20 protein-coding genes are annotated in these 17,889 nt (G+C 62.5%); 8 read left to right on the top strand and 12 right to left on the bottom strand.

All coding sequences use genetic code 11. The features are described 5' to 3' along the window. Both B0E55_RS20505 and B0E55_RS20500 read left to right on the top strand, forming a co-directional pair. A partial coding sequence (locus tag B0E55_RS20505; protein ID WP_080910348.1) for a globin domain-containing protein occupies positions 1-1,029 on the top strand: 1,029 nt, incomplete at its 5' end. 92 nt (positions 1,030-1,121) lie between these two features. After that, positions 1,122-1,745, top strand: a complete 624-nt coding sequence (locus tag B0E55_RS20500; RefSeq protein WP_019745753.1) for a LysE family translocator — start codon at positions 1,122-1,124, stop codon at positions 1,743-1,745. A 2-nt stretch (positions 1,746-1,747) separates the two neighbouring features. Here the strand turns inward: B0E55_RS20500 and paaK are convergent, their stop codons facing one another. The 9 genes from paaK to B0E55_RS20455 form a co-directional block, all read right to left on the bottom strand. Then, positions 1,748-3,049 (bottom strand): phenylacetate--CoA ligase PaaK, encoded by a 1,302-nt coding sequence (gene paaK / locus B0E55_RS20495; protein WP_019745754.1) that lies wholly within the window; start codon positions 3,047-3,049, stop codon positions 1,748-1,750. Between the two features lie 41 nt (positions 3,050-3,090). Beyond that, positions 3,091-4,170, bottom strand: coding sequence for a 1,2-phenylacetyl-CoA epoxidase subunit PaaE (gene paaE, locus B0E55_RS20490; RefSeq protein WP_080910347.1), 1,080 nt, complete (start codon positions 4,168-4,170; stop codon positions 3,091-3,093). 4 nt (positions 4,171-4,174) lie between these two features. Next, positions 4,175-4,633, bottom strand: coding sequence for a 1,2-phenylacetyl-CoA epoxidase subunit PaaD (paaD, locus tag B0E55_RS20485; RefSeq protein ID WP_044480149.1), 459 nt, complete (start codon positions 4,631-4,633; stop codon positions 4,175-4,177). A 50-nt stretch (positions 4,634-4,683) separates the two neighbouring features. Beyond that, positions 4,684-5,601, bottom strand: a complete 918-nt coding sequence (paaC, locus tag B0E55_RS20480) for a 1,2-phenylacetyl-CoA epoxidase subunit PaaC (protein ID WP_080910346.1) — start codon at positions 5,599-5,601, stop codon at positions 4,684-4,686. Between the two features lie 28 nt (positions 5,602-5,629). After that, positions 5,630-5,947, bottom strand: a complete 318-nt coding sequence (gene paaB, locus B0E55_RS20475) for a 1,2-phenylacetyl-CoA epoxidase subunit PaaB (protein ID WP_020909477.1) — start codon at positions 5,945-5,947, stop codon at positions 5,630-5,632. Further along, a complete protein-coding gene (gene paaA / locus B0E55_RS20470) occupies positions 5,944-6,912 on the bottom strand; it encodes a 1,2-phenylacetyl-CoA epoxidase subunit PaaA (protein WP_007730621.1) in 969 nt (322 codons plus the stop codon). The genes paaB and paaA overlap by 4 nt, the downstream gene beginning before the upstream one ends. Positions 6,913-7,004: 92 nt before the next feature. Further along, a complete protein-coding gene (locus B0E55_RS20465) occupies positions 7,005-7,790 on the bottom strand; it encodes an enoyl-CoA hydratase/isomerase family protein (RefSeq protein WP_080910345.1) in 786 nt (261 codons plus the stop codon). Between the two features lie 27 nt (positions 7,791-7,817). Beyond that, entirely contained in the window at positions 7,818-8,675 is an 858-nt protein-coding gene (locus tag B0E55_RS20460) for a 3-hydroxyacyl-CoA dehydrogenase family protein (RefSeq protein ID WP_080910344.1), read from the bottom strand. Further along, complete coding sequence (locus B0E55_RS20455; RefSeq protein WP_029537162.1) at positions 8,672-9,400, bottom strand: enoyl-CoA hydratase/isomerase family protein; 729 nt, start codon at positions 9,398-9,400, stop codon at positions 8,672-8,674. The genes B0E55_RS20460 and B0E55_RS20455 overlap by 4 nt, the downstream gene beginning before the upstream one ends. A 107-nt stretch (positions 9,401-9,507) precedes the next feature. Between B0E55_RS20455 and B0E55_RS20450 the strand changes: the two genes are divergently transcribed. From B0E55_RS20450 to paaI, 4 genes are all read left to right on the top strand, one after another. Continuing rightward, a complete protein-coding gene (locus B0E55_RS20450; protein WP_019745762.1) occupies positions 9,508-10,119 on the top strand; it encodes a TetR/AcrR family transcriptional regulator in 612 nt (203 codons plus the stop codon). A gap of 88 nt (positions 10,120-10,207) precedes the next feature. Further along, positions 10,208-12,250 (top strand): phenylacetic acid degradation bifunctional protein PaaZ, encoded by a 2,043-nt coding sequence (paaZ, locus tag B0E55_RS20445; RefSeq protein WP_080910343.1) that lies wholly within the window; start codon positions 10,208-10,210, stop codon positions 12,248-12,250. A 6-nt stretch (positions 12,251-12,256) separates the two neighbouring features. Then, positions 12,257-12,568 carry an EthD family reductase gene (locus B0E55_RS20440; RefSeq protein WP_003943191.1) on the top strand — a complete coding sequence of 104 codons (312 nt, stop codon included), beginning with the start codon at positions 12,257-12,259 and terminating at the stop codon, positions 12,566-12,568. A 67-nt stretch (positions 12,569-12,635) separates the two neighbouring features. Next, positions 12,636-13,004 (top strand): hydroxyphenylacetyl-CoA thioesterase PaaI, encoded by a 369-nt coding sequence (paaI, locus tag B0E55_RS20435; protein WP_176450532.1) that lies wholly within the window; start codon positions 12,636-12,638, stop codon positions 13,002-13,004. 18 nt (positions 13,005-13,022) lie between these two features. On the opposite strand, the gene B0E55_RS20430 is transcribed toward paaI, so the two are convergent. Next, positions 13,023-14,813 (bottom strand): CocE/NonD family hydrolase, encoded by a 1,791-nt coding sequence (locus tag B0E55_RS20430; RefSeq protein WP_080910341.1) that lies wholly within the window; start codon positions 14,811-14,813, stop codon positions 13,023-13,025. A gap of 82 nt (positions 14,814-14,895) precedes the next feature. Beyond that, positions 14,896-15,342 (bottom strand): cupredoxin domain-containing protein, encoded by a 447-nt coding sequence (locus B0E55_RS20425; RefSeq protein WP_080910340.1) that lies wholly within the window; start codon positions 15,340-15,342, stop codon positions 14,896-14,898. 272 nt (positions 15,343-15,614) lie between these two features. Here B0E55_RS20425 and B0E55_RS20420 point away from each other — a divergent pair, with 272 nt between their 5' ends. Beyond that, on the top strand, positions 15,615-15,977 hold the full coding sequence (locus B0E55_RS20420) for a hypothetical protein (RefSeq protein ID WP_080910364.1): 363 nt from the start codon (positions 15,615-15,617) through the stop codon (positions 15,975-15,977). Positions 15,978-15,984: 7 nt separating this feature from the next. Further along, positions 15,985-17,124 carry a cation:proton antiporter gene (locus B0E55_RS20415; protein ID WP_080910339.1) on the top strand — a complete coding sequence of 380 codons (1,140 nt, stop codon included), beginning with the start codon at positions 15,985-15,987 and terminating at the stop codon, positions 17,122-17,124. Here B0E55_RS20415 and B0E55_RS20410 read toward each other — a convergent pair. Next, positions 17,108-17,869, bottom strand: coding sequence for a DUF2127 domain-containing protein (locus B0E55_RS20410; RefSeq protein WP_020971129.1), 762 nt, complete (start codon positions 17,867-17,869; stop codon positions 17,108-17,110). The two genes, B0E55_RS20415 and B0E55_RS20410, sit on opposite strands and share 17 nt — an antisense overlap. Positions 17,870-17,889: the final 20 nt, after the last annotated feature.

Below are 17,889 nucleotides of genomic sequence, written 5' to 3'. Positions count from 1 at the left end.
AAGGCTCTCGCCGGCGCCATCGCGGCATTCGCGACGCTTCAGCTCGAGCCGGACAGCGCCAAGGTCGATCTCATACTCTCACGCATCGCGCACAAGCATGCGTCGCTGGGAATCACGCCCGACCAGTACGCAATCGTGCACGAACACCTCTTTGCCGCGATCGTCGAAATACTAGGCGATGCAGTCACTCCCGACGTCGCAGCAGCCTGGGACGAGGTCTACTGGCTGATGGCGGAAACCCTCATCACGATGGAGCGTGGCCTCTACCAACTCGCCGGCGTCGACGCCGGTGACGTCTGGCGCACGGTCAGGATCAGCGAACGAGTTCTACAGTCCGCCGATACCGTCTCACTGACGCTCACTTCGCTAGACGGCAGTGCACTCCCCACCTTCGCGCCCGGACAGTATCTTTCGGTCGGGGTTACGCTGCCCGACGGCGCTCGCCAGATCCGCCAATACAGCCTGTGTTCGATACCGAGCAGCGCAGACTGGCGGATCAGCGTCAAGCGAATCTCCGGGACTCCTGATGGCGAGGTGTCGAACTTCCTCTACAACAACGTATTCGAAGGGCAGGAACTCTCCGTCACCACGCCTTTCGGTGATCTCACCATGCCGGATGACAACTCACCTCTCCTACTCGCGTCGGCCGGAATCGGTTGCACACCGATGATCGGGATGCTCAATCATCTCGTGGACACCGGCGCCGAGCGTTCGGTCTCTGTCATTCATGCTGATCGATCCATCGCGGATCATGCTCACCGAGCAGAACTCAGCACACTCGTCGACAAGATTCCCGCCGCAACTTTGCATCGTTGGTACGAGGATCTCGGCACGCACGTTGCGTTCGGATCGGTTCACGAAGGACGGGCGGATTTGCTAGACATTGCAGTGGAGCCCGATACCCAAGCCTTCCTCTGCGGGCCGATGCCGTTCATGTTGGCGATGCGCGCATCGTTGCTCGAACGGGACGTCCCGGCACAGAATATCCACTACGAGGTATTCGGGCCCGACAGCTGGGCCAACACCTGAGCGGACCACTGCCTGCGAACTGGACCTTGGCGCGCCACGGTAATCCCTTGTGTACTCGACGAAACATACGTACCGAGTAGTGGGAGACCGACATGATCACGTCAGCGTCGATGACGGGAGTCGCGCTGATAGCCCTGGCGATGGTTCTGACACCGGGCCCCAACATGATCTACCTGGTGTCACGCAGCATCAGCCAGGGCCGCCGGGCAGGCTTGATCTCGCTCGGCGGAGTCGCAACCGGTTTCCTGGTCTACCTCGCCGCCACGTGCGCTGGACTGACAGCGGTTCTCTTCGCCGTACCCACGGTGTTCACCGCGGTGAAAATCGGCGGCGCCCTGTATCTGGCCTATCTCGCCTGGTCGACCCTTCGACCAGGTGGGAAGTCCGCCTTCGAGGTGGGCGAAGTCGACCGCCACGGTAGCGGCCGTCTGTTCGGGATGGGGTTGACCACCAATCTGCTCAATCCCAAGATTGCGCTGATGTACGCGGCCCTGATCCCCCAGTTCGTCGATCCCACTGCGGGCCCGGTCTGGCAACAGGCACTCGTACTCGGCGGCGTGCAGATCCTGGTCGCAGTCACTGTCAACGCGTTGATCGTGTGCTGTGCGGCGGCCGTGTCGACCTTCCTCGTGGCACGTCCGGTATGGATGCGGGCTCAGAAGTGGCTTGCGGGTGGCATTCTCGGAATCTTCGCCACCCGCATGGCCCTGGAGTAGTTTCAGTCCTTCGGACGTTGGTCGATCAGCCGACGCGCTTTACCGATCGAGCGTTCGAGTCCGCCGGGTTCGAGAACGTTCACCTCGACCGTGACACCGATCTTGTTCTTCACCAGCTTCTGCAATGCAGACGACGCTGCCGCATGGTCCGAGATTGCCGCGTCGGGGCGAGCCTCGACGCGAACTGTCAGGGTGTCCATACGACCCGGACGCTCCAGCACACACTGGAATTGAGGCGCGAGGGCGGGGACGGTCAGGATCAGTTCTTCGATCTGTGTGGGGAACAGATTGACTCCACGCAGGATGATCATGTCGTCGGTCCGGCCGGTGACCTTCTGCATCCGTCGCATCGAGCGCGCCGTCCCGGGCAACAGACGGGTCAGGTCCCTGGTCCGGTAGCGAATGATAGGCAGCGCTTCCTTGGTGAGCGAGGTGAAAACGAGCTCACCTTCCTCTCCGTCCGGCAGCACCTCACCCGTGACCGGGTCGATGATCTCCGGGTAGAAGTGGTCTTCCCAGATATGGAGTCCGTCTTTGGTTTCCACACATTCCATTGCCACGCCCGGGCCCATGATCTCGGAGAGCCCGTAGATGTCGACGGCGTGCATGTCGAGTTGTTGTTCCAGCTCGGTACGCATCTGTTCGGTCCACGGCTCCGCTCCGAAAACTCCAACCCGCAGCGAGGTTTTCGAAGGATCAATACCCTTCTTGATCATCGCATCCACGATGGTCAACATGTACGACGGCGTCACCATGATCGCGTCGGGTTCGAAGTCCTCGATCAGTTGGATCTGCCGCTCGGTCATGCCACCGGACATGGGAATGACCGTGCAGCCCAAACGCTCCGCACCGTAGTGTGCTCCCAACCCGCCGGTGAACAGACCGTACCCGTAAGCCACGTGCACCTTGTCCGAAGACCGCACCCCGCCGGCCGAGAGACTGCGCGCGATGAGATCGGCCCAGTTGTTCAGGTCGTTGCTCGTGTACCCCACCACCGTCGGGCGACCGGTGGTCCCCGAAGACGCGTGAATTCGCGAGACCTTGTCCTGGGGCACCGCAAACATCTTGAACGGATAGTTCTCACGCAGATCCGCTTTGGTGGTGAAGGGGAACTTCGCGAGATCGCTCAGATCCTTCAAGTCGCTCGGGTGGACGCCGGCGTCGTCGAAAGCTTTGCGGTAGTGCGGAACATTGGTGTACGCGTGCATCAGTGACCATTGCATCCGCTCGAGTTGGAGCGTCGAAATGCGGTCCCGGCTGGCAAATTCGATTTCTTGCGAAGTAGCTGTGGCGAGTTCGGTCATGATTGTCTCCGGTGGGCTCAGTGAGGGCGCTGTGCGGGCGGTCAGGCGTCGAAATCGACTGTTATCTGTTCACCGACAGGAAAGGTCTGGCAGGTCAGCACGAAACCCGCGTCGACTTCGTAGTCTTCGAGGGCGTAGTTCCTGCGCATCTCGATATCACCGCAGGTGACCTTGGCGCGGCAGGTTCCGCACACTCCGCCCTTGCACGCGAAGGGCAGATCCGAGCGGTACTGTTCGGCCGCATCGAGAATCGACTGGTCGCGTGGCAACGTCGCGGTGGTCGATCGACCGTCGAGAGTAATAGTCACCTGGCTGCTCGGTCCGACAATTCCGCGCTCACGATGCACTGCGACCGGCGGAGCGACGTCGTCGACGTAGAACAGCTCGTGATGGATGCGATCCTTGGCAATTCCCAAGCCGGCCAGCACTTCCTGGGCGTCGTTGACCATCCCGAAGGGGCCACACAACCAGAAGCCGTCGACTTGGTCGTACGGCACGAGAGAGGTGAAGATCTCACGCAACCTGTCGGCGTCGAGACGGCCCGAGAACAACTCGACCTCTCTCGGCTCGCGAGAGAGAATGTGAATGACGTCCAGGCGTGCACCGTACCGGTCCTTCAGGTCGGCGATTTCTTCGGCGAACATCACCGAACGAGTACGCCTGTTCCCGTACAGCAGGGTGACGTCGGCCTCGGGGTTCGCCAAAAGTGTTGCAGCGATGGAAAGCATGGGCGTGATGCCTGAGCCCGCCGCGATCAGAACGTGCCGTCCACCCAGTGCCGGATCGGCGACAAAATTGCCCGAGGGGCCCTGGACGTCGATTTGATCCCCGGCCTTGACGTCGCGCACCAACCAGGTGGAGAAGAGTCCGTCTGCTACTTCGCGAACCCCCACACGTGGAGACGCCCCGACCGGTGCACAGATCGAGTAGGAACGACGGTGTTCGACGCCGTCGATCATCCGCCGCAGTGTCAGTGACTGCCCGGCGCCGAAATCGAATTGATCGGCGATATCGGCAGGCACGTCGAAGGTGACGGCAACTGCGTCGTCGCACAGTGATTCGACACCGGCAACCGTCAACGGGTGAAAGGGTTTGTTCCGGTTCGTCGTTGCGGTACTCATCTGTTCAGATCTCCTTCACGTGATCGAACGGCTCGAGGCAGTCGAGGCAGCGATACAGCGCTTTGCACAGGGTCGCACCGAATTCCGAACTCAGTCTGGTGTTTGCCGAACCGCACTGGGGGCAGAGGATGTCGCGGGGCTTGGCCGTCAAGGTCAATGCGATCGGCCCCGAGGTGCGGCGCGGCGCTGCCCCCGGCACCGAGTACCCAGCCGTTCGAAGTTTCGCGAGCCCCTCCTCGCTGATCCAATCCGAACTCCAAGGCGGCGACAGTTGAGTCTTGATCTGGACGCTGCCGTATCCCGCATCGTTCAGCTTGTGCTCGATGTCGTCTCGCATCGTCGCCATTGCGGGACACCCGGAATAGGTGGGAGTGATTGTCACACAGACGAAGTTCGCTTCGACGTCGACCGATCGGATGACGCCGAGGTCGGCCAGAGTAAGCAGTGGCATCTCCGGATCCATCACCGAGGCGACGATCTCCTGCGCGGAAGAGACGGTGGTGGCAGCCACGGTCACCACACCCCTTCCGGGTGCTCCCGAGCGACGCTCTGCATTTCGGCAAGAAGAAGTCCCAGCGCCCCGGTGTGCAGTCCGGCACGTCCGCCGCGGCCTCCGACGAAACCGGAGAAACGTGAAGGCGGCTCTTCCATTTCGGCCGCATGGAGGACCTGGGCAAGAACAGCGTCGAACTCCGGCCGAACAGTACGCGGATCCACTCCGACGCCAACTTCTGCCAAAACGAGTTCGTCCTGAGTGGGAACAAAGAGTTCGTCCACGAACGGGAAGATCTCGAGCAAAGCGTCGGCCGTCCGACGCTTGGATTCTGCCGTGCCGGCGCCCAAGGTGACGACCCATCTTGCCGCGTAGTCGCGGTGATAGGTCAGTTCCTTGACACCTTTGTTCGCCACAGCTGAGAGAACCGGATCGCGCGACGTGCGCAGCCGATCGAACAGCGCCAGCCGCCAGGTCGAGAACACGAGTAGCCGAACGACCGTGTGCGCGAAGTCGCCGTTGGCGAGTTCCACCAGTCTCACGTTGCGGAAACCGAACTGATCACGAAAGAAGGCGAGCGCATCTTCGGCCGGCACCGGCGACGTATCCGAGATGAACGGAACCACAGTGGAATCGGCTGCTGCCGCGCGAGCCAGCAGCAGCCTGGCCTGCCCGATCAAGTCCAGGCCGACGTTGGCGAGAGCTACCTCTTCTTCGAGTTCCGGTGCTCGCGTGGACCATTCGGCGAGTCGTTGCGAACTGACGAGCGCGTCGTCGCCAAGCATGAGGCAGTAGCGCGCCAGCGCACCGAGATCGACATCGCCTGGCACCGTGGTGTCGACTCCGGCGAGGGGGTCGTCGAAGCTTGTTCCGAACGCCCACTGACCGTGGCCGTCACCGTCGACCAGGCCGTCGTAGGCACTGTCGTGATCGTTCATCTGTTGGTCCTCGAAGTCGAAGTGATTCTCACATGTGCGGAACGGAGTCCGGAATGTCGTAGAAAGTCGGGTGCCGGTAGACCTTGTCGCCGCTCGGCGCGAAGAACGGATCCTTTTCTGCCGGACTCGAAGCCACGATTTTCGCGGATGGCACGACCCAGATACTCACGCCTTCGTTACGTCTGGTGTAGACGTCGCGCGCGTGGCGTAGCGCCATCTGGTCGTCTGCCGCGCGCAGGGATCCGACATGCACGTGGTTCAGTCCGCGCTTTCCCCTCAGAAATACCTCGTACAAAGGCCATTCGCCCCGCACCTGATCGCCCTGTACCTGATCGTTCTCGCTCATGATGTTTCCCCAGTCGTGCGATCGTGCGCGAGTCTCTCGCGCTGTGCAAAGGCGTAGGCGGCGTCGCGAACCCAGGCCCCGTTGTCGTGTGCGGCTTTCCGATTGGTGATCCGCTCGACGCTCGCCGCTCCGTTGCCGCGGACCACATCCATGAATTCGCTCCAGTCCGGCTCGCCGAAATCGTGTGCGCCACGCTCGGGGTTCCAGCGCAGGTCGGGATCAGGGAAGGTCACACCGAGTATCTCGGCCTGCGGTATCGACATGTCCACGAATCGCTGCCGCAGTTCGTCGTTCGTGTGCCGCTTGATGCGCCACTTCATCGACTGCTCGGTGTTCGGCGATTCGTCGTCCGGCGGTCCGAACATCATCAGAGCGGGCCACCACCATCGGTCGACGGCTTCCTGCACCATCGCACGTTGAGCTTCCGTGCCGCGCATCATTGTCGCCAACAACTCGAAGCCTTGCCGCTGATGGAACGATTCCTCCTTGCACACACGGATCATCGCGCGCGCATACGGCCCGAAGGAGCTGCGGCACAGCGGAACCTGATTGCAGATAGCGGCTCCGTCGACAAGCCAGCCGATCACACCCACGTCGGCGTAGGTCAGCGTCGGATAGTTGAAGATCGAGGAGTACTTCTGCTTTCCCTCGATCAGTTTGGTGGTCAGATCGCCACGATCGGCACCGAGCGTCTCGGCCGCGGAGTAGAGATACAGACCGTGCCCGGCCTCGTCCTGGACCTTCGCCATCAAGATCGCCTTGCGTCGCAACGAAGGCGCACGGGTGAGCCAGTTTCCCTCGGGCTGCATTCCGATGATCTCGGAGTGCGCATGCTGGGCAACCTGACGAATCAGAGTCTTGCGGTAGCCGTCCGGCATCCAGTCGCGAGGCTCGATGCGCTGGTCTGCCGCGATCGTCTCGTCGAACAGGTTCTGCAGGTCTTGTGGAGCTTCCACGTTGGTCATCGTACCTACCTTTTATTACCGAATGATCGGTTGGTAACTAGTATGCACCGAGGTGTCCCAGCGCACAAGAGAATCTTTCGACGCACCAGAAATCAGCGGCCCTCGAAAACCGGCTTCTGCTTCGACAGGAAAGCCGTGACTGCGCCTTGATGATCTGCCGTCGAACCCAGCTCCACCTGTGCGTTCGCCTCGGCCTCCAGCGTCTGGGAAAGCCCAGGAGCAACGGCACGGATCAGCGATTTCACGTGGGCGAAGGCCGCGGTGGGTCCGTCGGCAAGTCGACGGGCAAGTACCCGAGCCTCAGCTGCGACGTCCTCGTCGGCCACCACGCGATGAACCAAGCCCCACTCCAGTGCGCTCTGCGCGTCGAACTTGTCGCCGAGCAACATCAGGCCACTGGCACGGCTGGGTCCGAGCGCGTGCACGAGCGCATGACTGAGCCCGGAGTCACTGGCCAGACCGATGCCGGTGAATGCCGTCGCAAAGCTCGCGCGAGCCCCCACGACACGGATGTCTCCGGCCAACGCGATCCCCAACCCGGCTCCGACGCAGGCCCCGCCGATACCCACCACTACCGGGACAGAGAGCGTCGACAGCGCCGTGACGATGGGGTTGTAGTGCGCTGCGACGGTATCCATCGCGTGCGCCGGATCAGCATCCAACGCTGCGGCGTGCTCGCCCAGATCCTGACCGACGCAGAAGTTCTTGCCTTCGGCGAGAATCAACACCGCTCGAACCTCTGCGTCCGCGCGGACCTGCAGCAACGTTTCGAGCAGCTGAGACTTCATGTCGCCGTTAACGGCATTGGCGGCCTCAGGTCGGTCGAGAGTAATTGTCGCCAAACCTCGCTCGATCTCCAAGCGGATCACGTCAGTCATCGATGTTCCTTTCGCAGGCAGTTCGGTTCAGCTCCATGTGTGAAAACCCTGTCCCGTCTTGCGCCCCAACTCGCCGCGAGCCACCTTCTCTCGCAGCAATGCTGGAGGAGTAAATCGATCACCGAGAGTGCTCGCGAGGTGTTCGGCGATCGCCAGGCGCACATCCAACCCGACCAGATCTGTCGAACGAAGCGGCCCCATCGGATGCCGGTACCCCAATTCCATGGCCCGGTCGATCGATTCCGCGTCCGCCACACCTTCTTCGAGCATGCGGATGGCTTCGAGCCCGAGACCGACGCCAAGCCGGCTGGTTGCAAAACCAGGTGAGTCGTTGACGAGCACCTCGGCCTTGCCGAGCATCGACACCCATGCCCGTACCGAGTCGACAACCGCGGGGCGGGTCTGAGGCGCCCGGACGATCTCGACCAACAGCGACGCCGGGACTGGATTGAAGAAGTGCATACCGATGAACCGGCTCGGATCCGTCAGCGCTGCGCCGAGTTCGGCGATCGACATGGAACTGGTGTTGCTGGCGATCACGGTGCGTTCTCCGGCAACGGTTTCCGCAGCGGCGAGCACCTCGACCTTGAGGGCCGCAATTTCCGGGACCGCCTCGACGATCAGGTCGAGCGACGGGGGTAAGGAGCTCACTGCGCCTACGACGCTCACGCGCGCGAGGACCGTCGCGGGATCCTGGTCGCCGAGTTTCCCTCGCTCGTGGGCGCGGTCGAGGCCGGCGGAAACACGCTGTAACGCTGCCTCGGCGTCGCCGCTCTCCGCGATGGTGACCGCCCCGCCGAGACCGGCGAACACCTGGGCGATACCTGCACCCATACGTCCACCGCCGATGACTCCGACGGTCTTCGGTGCAACTGCTTCAGTCATGATTTCTTCTCCAGGAAGGCCGTCATGCGATCGTGCTTGTCCGAACTCTCGAACAGGACAGCTTGGGCGATGTCGTCGGCAAACGGATGCGATCCCGGCGCGTCGACAATGATCTTCGTCAATCGCAGTGCCAGCGGGGACAGTCGGGAAATACGGTCGAGCAGCCGATGCGCTGCATCGACATGGCAGTTCGGTTCGGTCACCTCGACGACCAGGCCCGCTCGTAGCGCCTGCTCGGCGTCGAGGTTCCTGGCACCGAGGAGCACTTGCTTCGCGATCGAGACTCCGACGAGCTTCGGCAGCCGATAGCTGGCGCCGGCGGCTGCCATTATGCCGAGATTGGGCTCGGGATTACCGAAGACCGCCGTCGTTGTCGCGACGCGAATGTCACAGGCGTAGGTCAACTCTGCCCCGCCGCCGAGCGCATAGCCGCTCACGGCGGCCACGGTGGGCAGCGGGAGCTTTCCGATACGGTCGAACAGGGTCCGGTTGATACCCGCAAACGCTTCCTCTCGTCCGCGCGCTCGGAGCTCCGCGATGTCAGCGCCGCCCGCGAAGTGGTCTCCGCGCCCGGCAAGCAGGAGCAGCTTCGGATCCCGTTCGAGGCGTCCACAAACCTGATGCAGTTCGTCGATCATTTCCGCGTTGATCGCGTTGCGTTGCGCGGGCCTGTCGAGGGTGACCACGACGCGATCCTCGCGCTCGTCCACGTGCAGGGTGTTCACATTCGCTCCTTCTCGCTCTCTTACATTAATAACCGAACATTCGGTCGTTTGGCAAGAGTGAAAACGAGGTTGGTGCACAGCTTTGCCCGAACTGAGAAGATGGGGGCATGACTACGGCACGCCCCACTCGACGCACCGGCCTCCCCGGACGTCCCGGCTACGACCTCGATTCGCTCTTAGCCGTGGCTGTAAAGGTGTTCAACGACAAGGGCTACGACGGCGCCAGCATGGAGGTGCTCGCCAAGAAGCTCGGCATCACGAAGTCCTCGATCTACCACCACGTGTCCGGCAAGTCGGAACTTCTCGAACTCGCACTTTCGCGTGCACTCAACGCCCTGTTTGCGGTCACGACCGAAGAAGGCGCCACCACCGGTCCGTACATCGACCGGCTCGAATACCTGGTCCGGCGCAGCGTAGAGGTGCTGGTCGCAGAGCTTCCGTACGTCACCCTGCTCCTGCGCGTCCGCGGCAACACGACGGTCGAGCGGGCCGCACTCGCCCGTCGACGCGAATTCGACAACTTCGTCGGAGGCCTCGTCTCGTCCGCCGCAGCGGAGGGAGACCTGCGCCCGGACATCGAACCGGCCCTCGCCAGCAAGCTGATGTTCGGCACCGTCAACTCACTGATCGAGTGGTACAAACCCCGAGCGGGCGAGTCCGTCTCCGACATTGCCGACGCGGTCGTCGCCGTCACTTTCGACGGACTTCGCAAGGCCTGATTCCAGGCAGTTCTGCCGAATCCTTGACAACGCGGCGTTACCGGGCGATCGTAATTACCGACCGAACGTACGGTGAGATGGAGTTGTCGTGAGCAGACTGTTGGAAAGCTATGTAGCCGGTCGCTGGTACGCCGCACCGGACGCAGGTACCCCGTTGCCGAGCGCAGTGGACGGATCGGAGGTGGCCCGGATCTCCGCAACCGGCGTCGACCTCGCCGAGATGGTTACGTACGCACGCGAGGTCGGCGGGCCTGCACTGTCTGCGATGACCTTCCATGAACGTGCCGGCGCGCTCAAGGCTCTCGCCCTCACGTTGATGGCAGGAAAAGCCGAGTTCTACGCACTCTCCACTGCCACCGGCGCGACGACGCGAGATTCCGGCGTGGACATCGACGGTGGATTCGGAACCCTGCTGAGCTACGCAAGCAAGGCTCGGCGCGAATTGCCCGACAGCACAGTCTTTCTGGATGGAAACGTCGAAGCTCTGGGCAAGGGCGGAACTTTCCTCGGGCAACACATCTATACGTCACGCCGCGGCGTCGCCGTACAGATCAACGCCTTCAATTTCCCGGTGTGGGGGTTCCTGGAGAAGCTGGCACCGGCATTCATCGCGGGTGTGCCGTCCATCGTCAAACCTGCCAGTTCCACGGCATATCTCACCGAACTCGTCTTCCGGCGCATCATCGAATCAGGCTTGCTCCCGGAGGGTTCCGTCCAACTGCTCTCCGGTAGTGCACGGGGCCTCCTCGATCACCTCGGCGGGCAGGACTCAGTGGCATTCACCGGATCCGCCGACACCGCCGCAACGCTGCGTGCTCACCCGAACGTCGTCGGCAAGGGCGTCCATTTCAATGCCGAGGCCGATTCACTCAACGCGTCGATCCTTGGCGAGGACGCCGTACCAGGAACGCCCGAATTCGATTTGTACGTCAAACAACTCGCCACCGAAATGACAGTCAAGGCGGGTCAGAAGTGCACGGCGATCCGGCGCGCCCTGGTGCCGGTCTCGCTGGTCGACGCCGTTGTCGATGCCGCATCCGAGCGACTGAACAAAGTGGTCGTGGGACACCCCGATGCCGACGGCGTCACGATGGGTGCGCTCGCCAGCATCGAGCAGCGCGATGAAGTCTTGAAATCCATTCGCGGTCTGACGAAGTCGGCAACTATCGTATTCGGAGACCCGGACAACGTCGACGTGGTCGGTGCCGACGGCCAGTCAGGGGCCTTCCTTTCCCCTGTCCTTCTCCGGGCGGAAGAGAATGCGCACGAGGTACACGAGCTGGAGGCCTTCGGACCCGTCAGCACCGTCATCGGATACGACGGCATCGATCATGCGATCGAACTCGCGGCCCGTGGCGAGGGAAGCCTCGTCGCCTCGGTGGTCACTGCCGACACCGACATCGCACGTCGACTGGTGCTGGGCCTCGCAGCTTTTCACGGCAGAGTGCTCGTCCTGAACCGCGACGATGCCAAGGAATCCACCGGCCACGGCTCTCCCCTTCCAGTCCTCGTACACGGCGGTCCGGGCCGTGCCGGCGGCGGTGAGGAGCTGGGTGGCATCCGCGGAGTTCTACACCACATGCAGCGGACGGCCGTGCAGGGCACACCCGACGTGCTCACCGCGGTCGGCGAGCGCTGGTTCACCGGGTCAGCGCGCACGACCGGATCCGAACATCCATTCCGAAAGAGTCTCGCCGAGTTGAAGATCGGCGACACCGTTGTCGGCGGTCCGCGCCAGGTCACACTCGCAGACATCGATCATTTTGCAGAGTTCACCGGTGACACCTTCTACGCACACACCGATCCGGTGGCCGCAGCGGCGAACCCGCTGTTCGGCGGCATCGTCGCACACGGCTATCTGGTTGTCTCACTCGCTGCCGGTCTGTTCGTCGACCCGGCTACCGGCCCGGTTCTCGCGAACTTCGGCGTGGACAGCCTCAGGTTCCTGACCCCGGTGAAAGCCGAAGACAGCCTGACGGTCACCCTCACAGCCAAGACCATCACACCTCGCAGCAGCGCCGACTACGGTGAGGTTCGTTGGGATGCCGTGGTGACGAACCAGGACAACGATCCGGTCGCGACATACGACGTCCTGACTCTGGTAGCCAAGACTCGCCCCGAAGGGAATTGAAAGCACATGACCTATCGAGTAGCAGTATGTTACGGACGCCCCACCGATCCGGAGGCTTTCGACAAGTACTACAACGAGATCCACGTCCCGCTCGCCAGCGCAGTGCCAGGACTCTCGGACTTCACGTTCAGCAAGTGCTCGACGCTTGACGGCTCCGATCCAGTCTTCTACGCCGTCGCCAACCTGGTGTTTCCCGATCTCGAGACGATGCAGAGCGGCCTGAAGTCCCCGGAGATGGGCGCCGCAGGAAAAGATGTCGCAAACTTTGCCACCGGCACAGTCGACATGTACGTCCAGGAAGTTGTCTCGGTCCTCTAGACCCCTGCAATTCTCCGATCCCACAGGAGTTTGTCTCGTGAGCACAGGAAGCATCACCGCCAGAGAGATGTTCGACGCGGACCAGGCGTCGCAGGCACTCGGTATCGAGATTTCCGAGCTGGCGCCCGGTAGCGCAACCGTGACCGTCACCGTGGGCGAAACCATGGTGAACGGTCACGGAATCACACACGGTGGTTATGTTTTCCTGCTCGCGGACACCGCGTTTGCGCTCGCCTGCAACGGCTACGAGGATTCAGCCGTTGCAGCGCGCGCGGACATCCGATTTCTACGTCCGACCCGTCTGGGCGACACCTTGACCGCGGTCGCCACCGAGAAGGCACGAGGCGGTCGAAGTGGGATCTACGACGTGACCGTTCGCAACGGCAACACCGTCGTGGCCGAGTTCCGCGGCGACAGTCGAACCATTTCTCGCTGAAATTCAGCCCACGGTGTTTCAGCTCACGACGGGAAGTTCGAGGGGGCCGGAACCGTCGGCAAAGATCGTCACCGGCATACCTTGCAGTCCCCCACGGAAACTGATGTCGCCACCGGTGATCGCGAGACGCACGGAATGCCCTGGCTCGAATCGATGCACTATCGCCGGCATCGTCACCGGGACCGGCTGGGACGGATCACTGATGCGTATGGGCGCAATCAGTCCGTTGATCAGCGAGGAAGTTCCGTCCGGGGCCACGTCGTAGAGTTTCGCGAACACCACCGGCTGTCCGGGCGCCGCAACACGCAGCGTCACAGTGGGAGCTCCCACCACGTCCATCGCCTCGGTCATCGGCGCAGTGGTCCAGAGCGCCTCGGTTCCCGGAATCTGTGCATTCGGAATGTTTCCGGCCGGATTGATATTGAGCGGCTCGACGCCTGTCGGCAGCCCACCCGGTGCCGTGACGATCGTCTTCGGACCAGGTATCACCGGCGTGCCGTCCGGCAGCAGTCCCCCGTCAGCGGACAGATGGAAGGCGCGGGCGGTCCCGACATCGACGGTGTCGGACGTCGCGTATGCCGGCGCCGCGTTTCCCTCGTAGTCGATCCAGTTACGGAAATACGCGAATTCCGGTCCCGTCTCCGTGTTCTCGTCCTTGAGGTAGTGATCGAACCAGTCCATGAAGCGACCGGTTTCGTATTGCGCGTCTTCGTCGGGAGCGGAAAAGCTGAATTCGCCGGGCGCAGCGGCCAAGTGGCTGTGCCCCCACGAATGCCAGATCATCTTGGCATCGACGCCACGATCCTTCAGCGCGTCGTAAGTCGCGGTTGCCTCGTTCAGATCGAACAGGGTGTCCTGTTGTCCCTGAGCAAGCAGTACCGGAATGTTGATCCGGTCGACGAACGACGAGACCGACGACGCTCGGAGCTCACTCACTACCTGCGGTCCGATGTCGCCGGTCACGACCGCCTCGGCGATCGCGTTGCACATGTAGGGGACGTAGTTCGGGCAGCCGGGTAGCCGTGCGGGATCCGCGATGTAGCCGTCCACACCGGGATTCGCGATGCCCGCGCCGAAGAGCAGCGATGCAAAGAGCACCTTCGTTGCTCCCGGCTCCGCTGTCGACACACCGGAGATGATTCCCGTGCTGTTGGGCGCCAGAGAATACGAGAGATCGTTCCAGGTGATCATGGGGATGATCGTGTCGATACGGGGATCGACACTCGCGGCGGCGAATTGAATGCCGCCGCCGTAGGAGCCACCCGTCATTCCGACCCGCGGGTCGTTCGTCGACGGTGCACCGGTGTGATCGACGGAGTCCTGTACCACCGCGGTGAGCGCCGGATAGGGTTGCGTCAGAGCCTGATCCGTGAAGGCAATCCCTTCTTGGCCGCCGAGGAAGCTGACCAACTGGGAGGCGGCGACGCCGTCGTACGCGGGAGAGTCGAGTGTGATCTTGCAACTCGAGCCACCGAAACCCAATCCCGAATACGTCAGTCCGACATACCCGTTCTCGGCGAAGTTCTGCAGCGCGGGAATCTGGTCCTTGTACGAACCACCAAACCCGTTGGTGGTCAGGATCGCGGGCGCTGGGTTGTCCGCATCGACGCCGTCGGGAACAAAAAGTTCACCGACGACGGTGCAGGGCGTCGAGAGTTCAGGCCCGACATCGACCGAGAAGTACAGCAGCTGTGACGAATACGAGCCGTTCGGTGGATCCGCGAGCGCCGGCGGCGAAAAGCCGAGGGCACAAACCACGAGCGTGACGACACTGATCGCAATTCTCCGGCGCACCTGAAAACCGTACACCCGGATCTGTTCTCCACCAGCCTGATCGGGTGCGCGCCGCCGAAGTTTCCGCAGCAAAAGCTACGCCGGACGGGGACGACCTCTACTTGACCGTCAAGGTGCCGCGCATACTCGGGTGGTAGGTGCAGTGGAACGTGTACGTTCCAGGCTCGTTCGGCACCGTGATGGTTTCCGTCTCACCCGCTTCGATGTCCTCGTTGAACAACCCTGAGGTATCGGACGTGACCGAGTGCTCGACGGTGTCGTTGTTCTGAATGGTCAGTACCTGTCCGGGCATCACCGACTCCGGCGTCGAATATCCGAAACCGCTGATCACGATTCCCATCGACGACGCTCCCGGCGTCGACATACCCAGAGGCATACTCGGCATCGACATACTGGTCGGCATGCTGGTCATCGCCATGCTGGTCATCGCCATGCCGTCGTGATCGGCCGAATCGTTGTCCGACGAATCGTTGTTGTCACTGCACGCGGTCAGTGCGAACACCGCCAGGATCAGCGCTGCGAGCACTGCGAGAATCCGCTTCATTGCTTCGCCTCCTGCTCGTTCCCCCGCAGTCTGCTGATTACCCGCCGCCTAGGGGGCCAAACAGCTCCGATGTGGTGCCTGCGGCGCTGATAGTGCACGATTTCTGCACCAGCTCCACTCGCGGACCGACACTGAAGGAAACAGCACAGATGGCCAAGAGCAAAACGTCGAAGGCAGCCCAGCCGAAGGCTCCCAAGACAGCCCAGCCGAAGGCTCCCAAGACAGCAGAGCCGAAGGTAGCCGAGAAGGCTCCTGCCGTTCTCTGGAAGGACCTGCCGGACGAGCACGACTACCCGGCGGCCCGCGATTACCTCCAGTTGGGCGCGACACCGGTTCAGGTCCAAGCTCTCGTGTACGCCCTCAAGACGGCGACGCTGGTCTCGAAGAAGGCCAAGGACATCCTGCGGGCCGCCGGGCTACCCCTGCTCCCGGTCGACAACCCGCACGTTGCTGCCGACCTGTTGAAGATCCGCAAGGGGATCGCGCTGTCTCCGATCCTGCTGGTGCAGGGAGACTTCCGCGCCGGAGTACCGGCGCAGATCGCCGACGGCTACCACCGTGTCTGTGCGAGCTACCACGTGGACGAGAACACCGGCATCCCTGCAAAGATCGCTCCCTCGACAGTGACGCCGTAGGTCGTCGATGACCTTCGGCATCCTTGCCCTCGTCGCGCTGGCCGGCATCCTCGGTCCGCTGCTCGGCGCTCGCGTCAGTTGGCATGTCCCCGTGGTGGCCGGCGAACTTGCCGCGGGCGTCGTCTTCGGTGTCACCGGTTTCGGGCTGCTCGACTCTTCGGACCAGACTTTCACGTTCCTGGCCGATATCGGGTTCGCGCTCACGATGATGGTGGCCGGCTCACACGTCCCGGTCCGCGATCCGGCAGTTCGTGCGGCAATCGGCAAGGGTGCCGTTCGCTCGGTTGTCGTCGGACTCCTGTCGGTGGTTGCCGGCTACGGTGCGGCGACGGCATTCGGCACCGGTCACGCCGCGCTGTACGCGGTCCTGATCGCGTCGTCGTCCGCGGCGTTGATTCTCCCCATCGTCGATTCGCTGGGGCTCGGTGGAACCTCGGTTCTGCAGATGACTGCCCAGGTCGCGATCGCGGACACCGTCTGCATTGTCGCGCTGCCTCTGGTGATCGATCCGGACAATGCCCCTCGTGCCGGTGTCGGCGCATTGGCGGTGGCGGCGTGTGCGGTTGCCTTGTTCTTCGTACTGCGAGCCTTCCACCGGTCCGGCCATTGGCGAAAGCTCCACAAATTCTCGGAGAAACGAAAGTTTGCACTCGAACTCCGGATCAATTTGGTGATCCTCTTTTCTCTGGCAGCGCTGGCCTCCAGCACTCACGTGTCGATCATGCTCGCGGGCTTCGCCTTCGGACTGGTCCTGGCCGCAATCGGTGAACCCCGCCGCCTCGCCAAACAACTCTTCGCGATCACCGACGGCTTCTTCGCGCCCCTCTTCTTCGTCTGGTTGGGAGCGGCGATCAATCTGCGCGACCTCGTCACTCATCCGTCCGCCATCTGGCTCGGATTGGTCTTGGGCGGAGCAACTCTCGTGGTTCACGCCGCGATACGCGTCCTCGGTCTTCCGCTCCCTCTCGGCGTGCTGTCCGCCGCACAACTGGGAGTACCGGTTGCCGCAGTGACGGTGGGCACTCAATTGGGGGTGATGGGCGACGGTGAACCCGCAGCCATCCTCCTCGCCGCCATGATCACGATCGGGGCAGCAACACTGGCTGGTGCTGCCGCGTCGAAAGCCGGTCTCACGAAGCCTGTTTGACCGCGGCCCGCTCCACCGTCAGCAGGCTCTCCTCCGAATGTTCGGCGTGATACGCCGCGCCGCCGCCGCGGACACCGAATAGCCGCTTGCTCCAGATCAGCCACACGACGGCGGCGACGTTCACCAGCAGCAGCCCGGCCCTCAACCACGTGATCTTCTCGGTCAATTCGTAGATTTCGAGGGGCAGGAACAAGCTGGTCGCCACCACTGCGAAGTACTCGCCCCAGCGTTTGACCATCCACAGCCCGACGGCCTCGATCACTTGCAGGCCGGCGTAGACCAACAGACCGACCGCGATCCAGGTGAGCGTCGTCGCCGACAACGAAAACGCCTGCTCGATGTGATGGACCAGTTTGGAATCGTCGATGTTCCAACCCAGCTGGCGGGCCAATGGTCTGATCAACGGCAATTCGTTCTCGAAGGCGTCCTCGACGCGCCCCTTCGACGATCTGAGTTTGAACACCCCGATCGCCAGAAGAACCAACCCCAGAGCGCGGAACATTCTCTCGGTGGCAAGAAGTCGCATGATCAACCGGTCGCGAAGCAGCCGTCCCCGCGGAACCTCGGGAGCGGCGTCCGCCGGCCCGGACGCTCGCGGTGCTCCCGGGACGAAGTTGCCGCAACGTAGACACCGCCAAGCCTGTCCTACCGCTGTCTCCACATGAAGTCGATCCCGCAGCTCAGGTTCGTCCGGAGCGTAGGTCTCGTGACCGTGCCAACTGCACGAGCGCAATGCGAAGTCCACGGGTGAACTCTATGCCGCAT

Origin of the sequence: Rhodococcus sp. 66b (genome assembly GCF_002076325.1) — a bacterium.
In the GTDB taxonomy this organism is placed as follows: Bacteria; Actinomycetota; Actinomycetes; order Mycobacteriales; family Mycobacteriaceae; genus Rhodococcus_F; species Rhodococcus_F erythropolis.
The sequence above is the reverse complement of the archived record's forward strand: the minus strand, read 5'-3'. Positions and strand labels throughout refer to the sequence as shown.